At 70.5% G+C, this 12,138-nt stretch carries 13 protein-coding genes and 1 pseudogene; 3 read left to right on the top strand and 11 right to left on the bottom strand.

Going from position 1 to position 12,138, the window contains the following annotated elements; genetic code table 11:
- The 5 genes from AB0K09_RS21425 to AB0K09_RS21405 form a co-directional block, all read right to left on the bottom strand.
- Window positions 1-720 (bottom strand): acyl-CoA dehydrogenase family protein (locus AB0K09_RS21425; RefSeq protein WP_366066979.1); only part of this gene is annotated, 720 nt, incomplete at its 3' end.
- Window positions 721-766: 46 nt separating this feature from the next.
- Complete coding sequence (locus AB0K09_RS21420) at window positions 767-1,582, bottom strand: methyltransferase domain-containing protein (RefSeq protein WP_366066978.1); 816 nt, start codon at window positions 1,580-1,582, stop codon at window positions 767-769.
- 35 nt (window positions 1,583-1,617) lie between these two features.
- Window positions 1,618-2,553: an RNA polymerase sigma-70 factor gene (locus AB0K09_RS21415; RefSeq protein ID WP_366066980.1), complete on the bottom strand. Its 936-nt coding sequence runs from the start codon at window positions 2,551-2,553 to the stop codon at window positions 1,618-1,620.
- Window positions 2,554-2,590: 37 nt separating this feature from the next.
- Entirely contained in the window at window positions 2,591-3,064 is a 474-nt protein-coding gene (locus AB0K09_RS21410; protein ID WP_366066977.1) for a carboxymuconolactone decarboxylase family protein, read from the bottom strand.
- Between the two features lie 676 nt (window positions 3,065-3,740).
- Window positions 3,741-4,421 (bottom strand): TetR/AcrR family transcriptional regulator, encoded by a 681-nt coding sequence (locus AB0K09_RS21405; RefSeq protein ID WP_366066976.1) that lies wholly within the window; start codon window positions 4,419-4,421, stop codon window positions 3,741-3,743.
- 53 nt (window positions 4,422-4,474) lie between these two features.
- Between AB0K09_RS21405 and AB0K09_RS21400 the strand changes: the two genes are divergently transcribed.
- Window positions 4,475-5,593, top strand: coding sequence for an NAD(P)/FAD-dependent oxidoreductase (locus AB0K09_RS21400; protein WP_366066975.1), 1,119 nt, complete (start codon window positions 4,475-4,477; stop codon window positions 5,591-5,593).
- Window positions 5,594-5,722: 129 nt separating this feature from the next.
- On the opposite strand, the gene AB0K09_RS21395 is transcribed toward AB0K09_RS21400, so the two are convergent.
- The 5 genes from AB0K09_RS21395 to AB0K09_RS21375 form a co-directional block, all read right to left on the bottom strand.
- Window positions 5,723-5,953, bottom strand: coding sequence for a hypothetical protein (locus tag AB0K09_RS21395; protein WP_366066974.1), 231 nt, complete (start codon window positions 5,951-5,953; stop codon window positions 5,723-5,725).
- A gap of 164 nt (window positions 5,954-6,117) precedes the next feature.
- Window positions 6,118-6,855, bottom strand: coding sequence for a dienelactone hydrolase family protein (locus tag AB0K09_RS21390; protein WP_366066973.1), 738 nt, complete (start codon window positions 6,853-6,855; stop codon window positions 6,118-6,120).
- A gap of 523 nt (window positions 6,856-7,378) precedes the next feature.
- Window positions 7,379-8,827: an MFS transporter gene (locus AB0K09_RS21385; RefSeq protein WP_366066972.1), complete on the bottom strand. Its 1,449-nt coding sequence runs from the start codon at window positions 8,825-8,827 to the stop codon at window positions 7,379-7,381.
- A complete protein-coding gene (locus AB0K09_RS21380; protein ID WP_366066971.1) occupies window positions 8,824-9,186 on the bottom strand; it encodes a MarR family transcriptional regulator in 363 nt (120 codons plus the stop codon). Before AB0K09_RS21380 ends, AB0K09_RS21385 begins: the two co-directional genes overlap by 4 nt.
- A gap of 213 nt (window positions 9,187-9,399) precedes the next feature.
- The gene (locus AB0K09_RS21375; protein WP_366066970.1) at window positions 9,400-10,116 is read right to left on the bottom strand and encodes an SDR family oxidoreductase; all 717 of its coding nucleotides are present in this window, start codon (window positions 10,114-10,116) and stop codon (window positions 9,400-9,402) included.
- A 143-nt stretch (window positions 10,117-10,259) separates the two neighbouring features.
- Here AB0K09_RS21375 and AB0K09_RS21370 point away from each other — a divergent pair, with 143 nt between their 5' ends.
- Complete coding sequence (locus AB0K09_RS21370) at window positions 10,260-11,207, top strand: AraC family transcriptional regulator (protein WP_366066969.1); 948 nt, start codon at window positions 10,260-10,262, stop codon at window positions 11,205-11,207.
- A gap of 228 nt (window positions 11,208-11,435) precedes the next feature.
- The gene (locus AB0K09_RS21365; RefSeq protein ID WP_366066968.1) at window positions 11,436-11,750 is read left to right on the top strand and encodes a hypothetical protein; all 315 of its coding nucleotides are present in this window, start codon (window positions 11,436-11,438) and stop codon (window positions 11,748-11,750) included.
- Between the two features lie 113 nt (window positions 11,751-11,863).
- Here AB0K09_RS21365 and AB0K09_RS21360 read toward each other — a convergent pair.
- Window positions 11,864-12,138: pseudogene (locus tag AB0K09_RS21360) on the bottom strand (DUF4232 domain-containing protein); the annotation flags it as partial.

Below are 12,138 nucleotides of genomic sequence, written 5' to 3'. Positions count from 1 at the left end.
GGTGGGGTACTCGCCACGCAGCGCCCCGGTCAGCGACAGGATGCGGTGGTCGGGTACGAACACGTCCTCGGCGACGAGGGTGTGGCTGCCGGTGCCGCGCATCCCCACGGTGTGCCAGGTGTCCTCGATCGTCAGCTCGGCCATCGGCACCAGCGCCACGCCCCGGTCCAGCTGCTCGCCGTCCGCGCCGGTGACCGGCGTGCCGAGGAGCGCCCACTGCGCGTGCAGGCAGCCGGACGCGAAGGGCCACCGCCCGGTGATGACCAGCCCCGCGCCTGCCGCCCGGCTCGTTCCGCCCGGCGTCAGGACGGAACACACCCGGGTGCCGGGACCCTCCCCGTACACCTCGCGCTGCGCCCGTTCCGGGAAGAGGCCGACGACCCAACCGCACACGTTGGCCAGGGCGATGAACCAGGCGGTGGAACCGCAGCCGCGGCCCAGTTCGGCGCTCACCTCCAGGAGCGTGCGGATGCTCGCCTGGTGGCCGCCGAACCGTTCGGGGACCGTGAGCGTGAACAGGCCGGCGTCGGCGAGGGATTCGACGTTCTCCTCGGCGATGTCCCGGTCCTCCTCGGTGCGGGCGGCGTTGCGACGCAGCAGCCCGACGAGTGCCGAGGCCCGTTCGATCAGCATCCTGCTGCTCGCGCTTGTCGTCATGACGATGTCCTCCATGCCGCGGTACCGGGACAGCGCGCTGCCGCGCGCCGCAGGGGGCAGCATGGTCGATCATGCGCGGGCCGGGAAGGGGAATCCGCTCCCCGAGGCGCTACGCGCGGCGGCCCCAGGCGGAGATCATCGGGGAGGTGGCGAGGTCGAGACGGCCGGAGGCGATGTTCGCCAGGTGGCGATCGATCTCCTCGTCGGTCGCCAGCCCCGCCGCGACCAGTTCGCCGCGCACGTGCCGGACCGTCGCCGCCTCCAGGACGGCGCAGGCCGGCGCGGTGATGGGGAAGTACGCGTCCGCGCCGACGTCGGTGAGCCCCGTCTCCCGCAGCAACCGGGGCAGTTTGCGGCCGTAGGCCAGGTCGGCGCCGCGGCCCGCCAGCAGCGAACGGAAGCCGGCCCGCAGCCTGTTGGCCAGCTCCTGCTCGGGACCGTACTCGTCCAGGCAGATCAACGGCTGCAACGCCGGGTCGGCGTCCTCCACCAGCAGCCATCCGCCCGGCCGCAGCGACTCTGCCATCGCGCGCAGGGCCCGCTCCCGGTCGGCCACGTGCACCAGCACCAACCGGGCGTGGACGAGGTCGAAGCCGTCCCCCGGCGGAGCGTCGCGGCCGACGTCGTGGCGCAGCACCTCGACGACACCTCCCGCGGCCGGACCGGCCCAGGAGATGTCGATGTCGGTGGCCACGACCCGGCCGCCCGGCCCGACCCGGTCGGCCAGCCGGCCCACCACCGAGGTGCCGCCGGCCCCGACCTCCCAGCACCGCCAGCCCGGGGCGATACCGAGCCGCTCGATGTGCCGGAAGGTCGACGGGTCGAACAGCTCGCCGAGCGCGTCGAATCGGGTGCCCGCCTCGGACCGCTCGTTGTCCAGGAGGTAGCGGCCGTCGTCGGAGGAAGCCGGTGCGGAAGGCGTCATGACGCGATTCTCACACCCGAGGGGGACACGCCTCGTCAGGAAGGCCCGGGTGCCGGCCGACGGCGGGCTCGTTTCACCTCGTGGTGCAGGGCCCAGGCGTCTCCGACCGGCCCGATGTGGCCGAGCTTGTCGGGGTTGACCACCGAGCGGATGGTCTGGATCCGCCCGTCGAGCACATCGAGGACCAGGGTGTGGGTCACCCTGCCGTCCCGGTCGCGGAAGACCGCCCCGGGCTGGCCGTTGACCTCGTGGGGCTCGCACGACACGTCGATCCGGACCAGCCAGGGATAGTACGCGCCCAGTACCCGGGCCACCTTCTCCGCGCCCACGACGGCGTTGGCCAGCTGCGGGGCCTTGCCGCCGCCGTCCCCGACCAACTGCACGTCGGCGGCCAGCAGTTCCCGCAACCCGCCCACGTCACCGTCCTTCAGCGCGTCGAAGAACCGCGTCGCCAGCTCCTGCCGCTCCCGCCGGTCCGCCGCGAACCGCGGCCGCCCGGCCTCCATGTGCCGGCGTGCCCGCACCAGCAGCTGCCGGCACGCCGCCTCCGAGCGCCCCACCGCCGCGGCCACCTCGTCGAACCCGAAGCCGAACACCTCCCGGAGCACGAACACCGCCCGCTCCAGCGGGCTGAGCCGCTCCAGCAGCAGCAACGCCGCCATCGACACGGAGTCGGCCAGTTCCACCGACCGCACCGGATCATCGTACGGATCGCTCAGCAGCGGCTCGGGGAACCACGGGCCCACGTACTCCTCCCGCCGCACCCGCGCGGAGCGCAGCACGTCGATCGAGATCCGGGTGACCGCGGTCGACAGGAAGGCCTTGACCGACGTGGGCCGGGTGGCCGAGCCGTCGAAGCGCAGCCACGTCTCCTGGACCGCGTCCTCGGCCTCTCCCACACTGCCCAGAATCCGGTACGCGATCGAGAACAGCAGCGGCCGCAGCTCCTCGAACTCCTCGGCCTTGCTCACGCCGGACATCCCTTCTCCTCACCCGTGCCCGTGGTGGTCAGTGGAACTGCCCGGCCACGTAGTCGCCCGCCGGCTGCCGGGTGACGACGTTCAGCCGGTTCACCATGTTCATGAAGGAGACCAGCATCACCAGGGCGGTGAGCTGCTCCCCGTCGTAGTGCTCGGCGGCGCGTGCCCACACCTCGTCGCCGACCCCGCCGGCCGCGTCCGCGACCCGGGTCCCCTCCTCCGCCAGCTCCAGCGCGGCGCGCTCGGCCTCGGTGAAGACCGTGGCCTCCCGCCACGCCGCGACCAGGTGCAGCCGCACCGCGCTCTCGCCGGCGGCGGTGGCCTCCTTGGTGTGCATGTCGATGCAGACGGCACAGCCGTTGATCTGGCTCACGCGCAGCGCCACCAGCTCCTGCGTCGCGGCCGGGAGCGGCGACGCCTTGATCGCCTTGCCGGCCGACATGAGGTGCTTGAAGGCCTTGCCGGCGGTCGGGTCGGCGAAGAAGTCCAGTCGTGCGTCCATGATGTGTTCCTCCGTGGTCCGTCTCAGCAGCCGTCAGTGGCCGTCAGTGGCCACACCCCTTCAGACGGGGCAGGCGGGTCCTCTGTGACATGGCCGGATGTGACCCGCGTCTCCGCGCCGGCGGCCAGTACTCCGGTGCGACTTCGCGATCTACGCGCTGGTGGGGGCGGAGAGCCGCTGCCGGTAATGGCTGCGACGTGCCGAAGCTTCCAGGAACGCGTCGCGTCGGTGCGGCGTTGCTCCGTTGGCTGTTACGGCCTCGGTACTGGTGGACTCGCGTATTCAACTGTCACGAGTACTGCTGCCCAAGCGTCGTTGCAGTCACTTCGGGTGATGGGGGCGTCGCAGAGGCGTGGTCTGTGCCAGCAGCAACTCGCGGTCCGGCCGTCGATGGCTAATCTGCTCTCATGCCGGAGAAGGTGCCCTAAGCGATCCCCTCCCTCGTCCTGATCAAGCGAGCCGACCGGGAAGTCGAGCACTTCCTGCTCGACGTGCTGCCGGAGGACTTCGACCGGCTTGAGGACATCGCCGGCGAGGCTCTGCTCACCTTCACGCGCTGGGCCTTGATGCAGATTCCGCTGAGTCCCCTTCCGGCGGAGTAGCAGGTTCAGTCGGCTGACCGCAGCTTCCGGTACTGCTCCGTGGCGTCCAGCCTGGTGGTGACCTCCAGTGGCCATCAGGTGAGTTTGGCGGCCACGGCGTCGAGGACCCAGTCCAGGCCGGTTGCGAAGGATGCCTCGGCGTCCACGTCCGTGCCGTCGTACACGGCCTTGGTCAGTGCCGGGAAGCGACCGGTGGCCAACATCCTTGTCAGATGCGGGCCGGAGGCGCGCTGCCAGTCGTGCTTCGACAGGCCCGTGGCTCGCTCAGCCCGCAGGTTCGCGATCTCGCGCCTGATCGCGCCGGTGAAGTAGGCGCTGACAGTCTCCACCGCGCGCAAGGCGGTGTCGATGTCGGTGAGGCTGTTCAGGGCGGCCAGCGTGGCCTCGCCCACGGCGAGGGCGTTCGGGCCCAGGGCCGGGCGGCTGCCAAGCAGGTCGGCCAGCCATTCGTGCCGGAGAGCGGCGTGTCTGGTGCGGTGGGCGAGGGTGCGCAGCGCCTCACGCCAGTCACCGGGCTGCTCCTGGGGGAGGATCTCGGCGTAGACCTCGTCCACCATGAGGTCGAACAGCTCCTGCTTGGTGGAGATGTATCCGTACAGCCGCATCGGGCCCGCGTTCAGCCGGGCGGCGACCTTGCGCAACGACACCTCGTCCAGCCCGCCCTCGTCGGCCAGCGCGATGGCGGCGGCAACGATCCGCTGCCGGTCGAGCGGTACGGGGCGAGTCGACGGCTCCGGCCGGTCCCACACACTCATGGTTCACACCGTTCTGCTGCGATACATCGTTTGAGGCAATACAGTGTATCGCCATGAGACAACGTATCGCTGTGGTCGGGAGTGGCCCTGGAGGCCTTACCTTCGCCCGTGTCCTGCACCGCCACGGCTACCCCGTCGCCGTCCTCGAACGCGATCCCGCCCCCGACGCCCGCCCTCCGGGCGGCACGCTGGACCTGCACGAGGGGCTGGGCCAGCTCGCGCTGGACAAGGCGGGGCTGCTGGCGGAGTTCCAGGCGCTGTCCCGCCCCGAGGGGCAGGCCATGCGCATCCTGGACGCGGACGGCACCGTCCTGCGCGACTGGCGACCCCGTCCAGATGACCGGGCCAATCCCGAGATCGACCGCGGGCAACTCCGTGACCTGCTGCTCGGCCCTCTCGACGTCCGGTGGGGGCGGAGTGTGACGCAGGTGGTGCCGGGGACCCGGGAGGGTGTAGTAGTCCGTTTCGCGGACGGGCGACAGGAGACGTTCGACCTCGTGGTCGGCGCGGACGGCGCCTGGTCCCGGACACGCCCGGCAGTCTCGTCGGTGACACCGCACTACAGCGGCGTCACCTATGTCGAAACCTCCCTCGACGACGTCGACACCCGCCACCCCGACCTCGCCCGGCTGATCGGCGACGGTTCCATGGCCGTGTACGGGGTGAACCGAGCTCTCGTCGCCCAGCGCAACAGCGGCGGCCACGTCAAGGTGTACGCCCAGTTCCGCGCGCCGCTGGACTGGCACTCGGACCTGGACCCGGCCGACGTCGAAGCCGTGCGATCGAGCCTGCTGACGCTGTTCGACGGCTGGGCCGCTCCCGTCCTCGACCTCCTCCACCACGCCACCGCTTTCACCCACCGCCCCCTCTACGTCCTGCCCGTGTCCCACACCTGGACCCACGTCCCCGGGGTGACGCTACTGGGCGACGCCGCCCATCTGATGCCCCCACTGGGGGCGGGCGCGAACCTCGCGATGCTGGAGGGCGCCGAACTCGCCGAGTCCATCGCCGCCGGCCCCGGAGATCTGGACGAGGCCGTCCGCGCCTTCGAGGAACAGATGTGGGCACGGGCCGGCAGGTGGGCGAAGATCACGACGGCCGGTCTGGAACGACTCGTGAGCCCGGACCCCGCCGAAGCTCTCGCCCTCTTCGACCAAGTCCAGCCATCCTGACTGCCAAGCGCGAGAGCACCAGCACCAACAGCTCGCCACGGCCTCACGGGACAGTACGGCACCACTACGGTCCCTTCCGGCGAAACCACCGTTGAACCGATACACGGACGCCTGCACCGAACGCAGGCCTCAGCCGGGCACCGCCCGCATCCGGTCCGATCCTTCTCGCGAGCCGGACAGCATCGCGCTGCCGCTGCGGGGAGTGAGGGCGTCAGTCCGCGTCGTCCTCGTCCTCATCCAGCTCGGGCGCTCCGGGTCGCGCAGTGGGCGCAGGGCGCCGGAGGCCGGGACGCCGGCGGTGAAGCTGTAGCGGCCGAGCAGGTTCAGATTGCGGTGCTTGAGCGGGGAGACAACGATCACGGCCAGGCTCCGTCGCAGTAAATCCGGTATTTACCGCGGCAGTTGTGAATACGTCTCCATTGATCGCACAACCGCCCGAATGTGGTTCTGCTGTGAGGGCTTGAGGGGAGGAGACTGTCGGTGCGCGACGCCGGTCAGTCCTGGCGCCGGCATGTTCGCCTGGGTCATGCCCCCAGGTCCTCCGTCACGGGCAGGCACTCGGTGAGCAGGTCGATGACGTCGCGCCAGGCTCGCTGCGCGTGCCGTGGGTGGTAGCCGACACCGGGGACCACGGGGTGGCCGACCGGCGGGTGGTGGAAGGCGTGCAAGGCGCCGCCATAGACCGCGAGGCGCCAGTCGACGCCCGCGGCCTGCATCTCAGCGGCGAACGCGTTTCGTTGCGCGGGCGGCATGATCGGGTCTTCCGATCCGACCCCGGCCCACACCGGGCAGCGGATGCGCGCTGCCTCGCCCGGTCGGCCCGTGGTAGTTGCGTTGACTGTCGCGATCGCGCGCAGGTTGACGCCGTCGCGCCCGAGTTCCAGCGCGATGGCGCCCCCGGTGCCGTAGCCGATGGCGGCGATCCGGTCGGGGTCGGTCCGCGGCTCGGTGCGCAACTCGTCGAGTGCCGCGTGGCCGATGCGCCGCATCCGGTCGGGATCAGCGAGCAGTGGCAAGCAACGGGCCAGCATCTCCTCGGGGTCACCCAAATAGCGCCCGCCGTGAAGGTCGAAGGCCAGCGCTACATATCCCAGCTCGGCGAGAGCATCGGCCCGGCGGCGCTCGACGTCGCTGAGCCCCATGCCCTCTGGCCCGAGCAGCACCGCGGGCCGGCGGTCGGCACCGGCCGGGAGCGCGAGGTGCCCGATCATCGTCAAACCGTCGGCCGGGTACTCGACCGTACGCGTTGTAATCGTCGTCATGAGACTGGACTGTAGTGATCGTCGAGCCCGGTCCGGCCGGTGTTCTGCCGCTGGCAGAACAGCGTAGGTGTCCCTCTGAAGCCGGCGGCGTCCAGTATCCGTGTCTCGTTCCGCCGTGTGCCGAAGGCGTACGCGGTCTTGAAGAGAGTCGCGTGGCGGAAAGCCGGCAGCCAGAGCTCGCCGCGTACCCCTGCTGAGCGCTACGGTCGCAGTCCACCCAGACGTCCGACGTGGCTGGTCAGCTGCATAGCCGCACATCACATCGGACGCGATGTGCATACCGTCGCCAGTTCGCATCCGATGCAATTGGCGGCGCTTGGAACAACGGAACAGCCGTTGGTGCTGAAAAGGCCGGCAATCCCATGCCCCTGTGGTTTGTTCCGGCATGGTCGAGGCGACGCCGCGCATGCTGCTGGCTGAGTCGCGGTCCACCTGTTTCAGCAGGCCATTGGCGCTGGCGACCATCGATGGGTTTCCTCGGCCCCATCAGGGCGACGGGGCCGCCGCTCATCCGGCGAGCCGGTCATCGGCTCGACCGGCGCCGACTCGGCACGCTGGCCGTGGCTGCGGTGGGGTTGATCTCCGGCGGGCGGTGGCGGGCGAGAGCGGTGGCGGTCATGGCGGTGACCGCCATCGCGGCGATGCCGACCAGCGCTGCGGTGGTGTAGGCGTGGTAGTCCGGGAAGAGATGACCGGTGTCGGTGCCGGCGGCCAGGACCAGGCCGCCTATCGCGCTGCCCAGGGAGTACCCGACGCTGCGGACGACGTAGTTGAAGCTCATCGCGCTCGACGTCTCGCTCTTGGGTGTGACGGCCAGGATGACGCCGGGCATCGCGGCTGAGAAGCCGCCGACGCCGAAGCCCAGCACGCCCATCGCGACGAGCAGTTCGGCCAGGTTCGACCGGGCCGCGGCGAACAGGACGAACCCGCCGCCGACGACGACGGCGCTGCCGGCCAGGAGAAAGGGTGCGTCGATCAGCGTCCGAACCCGGGGCGTGAGCTTGCCGGCGACGAACCCCAGCACCGAGAACGGGACGAGGACCAGCCCGGCCGCGAAGGTGGTCAGCCCGAAGCCGTAGCCGGCGCTGTGCGGCGTCTGCGCGTACCGCGTGATGAGCGTGAGCAGGAGGTACATGCCGCTCCCGCCGACGAACATGGCGATGTTCGCTCCGGCGACCGCCAGGTTCCGTACCGCCCGGACGCCGACCAGAGGCGCCTTGCTGCGCAGCTCGGAGGCAGTCCAGACGCACAGCAGGAGCACGGCGGCGACGGCGAGGATCACCGCCGCGGTGAGGTGACGGCTCCACAGGCTCCTCTGGCCGGCCAGGAACAGCACGAGGAACAGCCCGCCCGCCAGGACGAGCGCGCCCGCCACGTTCACGTGAGCGGAGCGGCCTTCGGGAGCCACGGGTATGGAACGCCACGCGGTGAGGAAGGCGACAGCGCTGACGAACAGACCGAATCCGTAGGCGGCTCGTACGCCGCCGATCTCGGCGAGCAGTGCGGTGAGCGGGTAGCCGACGCCGGCGCCGATGATCGAGACCACCGAGATCAGGGCGATCGTCGCCGTGCTGCGCTCCTCGGGAAGATGGTCCCGGGCCACGCCCATCATCAGCGCCGTCAGACCGAGCCCGACGCCTTGGGCCGCCCTGCCGATGAGCAGCCACGCGAACGGCAGCGGCAGCACGGTGAGCGCACTGCCGGCGACGACGATCGCCAGCGTGGCGAGGATCGCGGCCCGTCGGTGTGGGCCGGCTCCGAGCCGGCCCAGGACGGGCGTGGCGACGGCGCCGCTCAGCAGCGCGACGGTCAGCGTCCACTGCGCGCTGCCGAGCGAGACGTGGAACGTGGTCGCCACATTGGTGATCAGCGGCGTTCCGAGGCTGGCGACCACCGCCACGACCAGGGCGATGAACACAAGGGCGGGGACCAGCAGCCGCGCCTCGGAGCGCTCCAGGGTGCGCTCCGTCACCGCTCCGGCCCTTCTCGGTCCTGGCTTTCGAGCTCTGCCAGGTGCGCCAGCGCCGGAAGCGCCGCCACCAGGGCCTCGACCTCGTCGTCGGCGAGTTGGTCGATCAGCCGCGCGAACGCATCGACGCCCGCCTGGCGCCGCGTCTGAACGTACGACGCGCCGGCCTCGGTGAGGCACACCAGCGTGACCCGCTTGTCGGACGCGTCGCCCCTCCTCTCGACCAGTCCGGACTCCTCCAGCACCCGGACCAGGACGGTCATCGCGGGCTGGGTGACCCCCTCCATCACGGCCAGCTCGGTGATCCGTCGCGGGCCGGAACTGTGCAGGGTGGCCAGGGTGGCGGCGGACGTGATGCTCATGTCGCGCGGAAGGCGTCTCACAGCCCTGGTGGCCAGCCCGTAGAGGGCCGACCCGATCGCAGTGGAAGCGCCACGAGCGGCGTCTTGAGGGCTCATGCGGGAAGCATACAATATTTATATGAATGCTTTATGTATCTCTCGTTCCGAACGCGGCGCCCTCTCGCAGTGCCGTGGCCCGTGGTCGAGCATCCGGCAGAGGCGCTGGAGCCCGTGTCACACCAGTGCCGCGCCGCCGTCTATCGCGAGCGTGGTGCCGGTGACGTAGGCGTTGGACAAGACGAAGAGATAGGCCGCCGCGGCTTCCTCGGCAGTGCCGACACGCCGCGTGAGCAGCTCGGACCCGGCGCCCTGGAGGAAAGCCTCCGGGTCCGGGACGCTGCCGTCCCACAGCTCGGTGCGGATCACACCGGGCTGGATCACGTTGACGCGCAGAGGGGCGAGTTCGACGGCGAGTGCCCGGGAGAGGGCCTCGATGCCGCCGGTGATACCTGCCGTGAGCGCGGTTCCGGGCAGGGGGCGGATCGCCAGGACGCCGGAGCTGAAAGTGATCGAGCCGCCGTCGCGCAGTCGCGGTGCAGCGTACTTGGCGGAGAGGAACGCGCCCCAGAACCGGCGCTCGAAGACGGCCCTGGCCTCCTGCGGGGTGGTGTCGGCCAACGGCTTGATCAGCAGAGATTCGCCCGCGGTGTAGACGAGGTGGTCGAACTCCCCGACCTGCTCGAAGAACGCGGCGATGGCGTTGCCGTCGGCGACGTCCAGGCGGCGGCCTTCGGCCGGCTCGCCCAACCGCTTCGTCGCAGCGTCCACGCGGGCCTGATTGCTGGAGGCGACCACGACGTCCGCGCCGGCCGCCGCGGCCTGCTGGGCTACCGCGAAGCCGATGCCGGAGGTTCCACCGATGATCACGATCTTCTTGCCGGCCAGAGACATGGGATCCATTCCTTCGTCGATGCAGTGCCGGGGTTCGGCAACCGCCATGGCAAGAACGTACGCCTCCACATCGAGACGGTGAATGACTTGAAGTCTCGATTCCCTGTCAGACCGTCTCGCTGCGCAGGCACTAGAGTGACGCCATGGACATCCTGAGCGACACCCTCGAAGTCCTGCGCACGGGACGCCCGATGGTGACGCGCACCGACGCGCACGCCCCGTGGGCCCTGAAGTTCCAACCCATCTCAGGAGCCGGATTCCACGTGGTCGTGGAAGGACGCTGCCACCTGCTGCCACCGCACGGCCAACCGCTCGCGCTCGGCCCCGGCGACATCGTGTTCCTGCAGCGCGGCAGCGGACACACCCTGTGCGACGTGCCGGGCCGCGATCCGGTGGACTTCGTACCGGAGCGCGTGGACCGTTCCTCGCCGATCGGCCAGGTCACCGTGGACGGACCGGGGCCGCACACGGTGCTGGTGTGCGGCGCGTACGCGATCGACGTCGACCGCCCGCATCCGCTGTTCAGCGATCTACCGGAGGTCATCCACCTCCCCGCGGTTCCGGGCCGCCACCCGGTGCTGCGCTCGGCGGTCGATCAGCTGTGCGCCGAGTTCCACGCGCCGCAGCCGGGCTCGGACGCGGTCGTCACGGCGCTCATCGATCTGCTGCTGCTGTACATCCTCCGGTCGTGGTACGCCGAACTGCCGAAGGACCGGGCCCGAGGTTGGACGGCCGCGCTGACCGACCCGGCAGTCGCCCCGGCCCTGAAAGCGATCCACGACGATCCCGGCCATCCCTGGACCGTGGAGTCGCTGGGCACCCGCGCCGGACTGTCCCGCGCGACGTTCGCCCGCCGCTTCGCCTCGGTGGTCGGCGAGCCGCCGCTGACCTACCTGACCAACTGGCGGATGGCCACCGCGGCGCGGTTGCTGCACCGATCGCCGGCCCCGCTGAGCACCATCGCGCAGCGCACGGGGTACACGTCGGAGTTCGCCTTCGCCAAAGCCTTCAAACGACACTTCGGATCGCCGCCGGGGGCCTACCGCAAGCAGGTCAGGACGGCAGGCGACGAACCACGCGGAGAGAACTGACGGTGCGGACCAGGACATCGCCGCAGCGGTTGGGGAAGCGGTGGTCGCTGCCGACCCAGGCCTCCGGACGGCAGAGAGCCGGCGGGGAGCTTCCGCACGCCGTAGGAGGGCCGGCCCGCCCGCGCGGGACACCCGCGGGATCCCGCTCCCGCACGCCCGGGGCGCCAAGCTTCCGGCGGCCGCGTTCCGCGCCCACCATCAGGACAGATGCCCAAGAGGGGGGACCTCATGAAATCCAGGACGATACGCCACGCACCGGCGGTGGCCGCGATCACCGCCGGGCTGCTGTTCGCCGGCACGGCGGGGGCCGTCGCGGCCCCGTCGGACGATTCCCCGAGCGCGCCCAGCACCCCCACGAGCCAAGCGGACCCCAGCGACCCGGCGGCGGCCCACTGGGACAAGCGTGGCCACTACGACGACGAGAACTCCTGCCGTCAGGCCGGCAAGGACGGCCAGAGCCACGGCAAGTGGCACGAATACAAGTGCAAGCGCGAATACAGCCAGGACGACTACCACTACTACTGGTGGCTCTACACCCATTGACACCGGGGCGGTTCCGGCTTCGATCCCGTGCCCTCCGGGCGTCCGCCGCCCGGAGGGCCGCGACCGAGCACGTCAGCGGGCCGCAGGCAGGACGCGGCCCGAATCGAGGTCCGTCACTTCGACATGATGAAGTCCAGGGCCAAGCCGGAAGCAGTCGTCCAGTAGGTGACGAGCTGACCGTCGTCCGCATACAACGTGTCCACGGGCATGGGGACGTCGATCGGCTCGCTCACGTTGCCGCCCGGCTCGCTGCCCTGAAGGCTGAGGGCGATGCTCTTCACCTCGTAATCGTCCCGGGCGCCCCCACTGACGAGCAGAGCGGCGTACGCCTTCTCACCCGGAGCGATGGTGACGGGCACCCCCGGGTCCGGATCGCTGTCCTCGATCA

This window comes from Streptomyces sp. NPDC049577 (genome assembly GCF_040675635.1).
Lineage (GTDB): Bacteria > Actinomycetota > Actinomycetes > Streptomycetales > Streptomycetaceae > Streptomyces.
The sequence above is the reverse complement of the archived record's forward strand: the minus strand, read 5'-3'. Positions and strand labels throughout refer to the sequence as shown.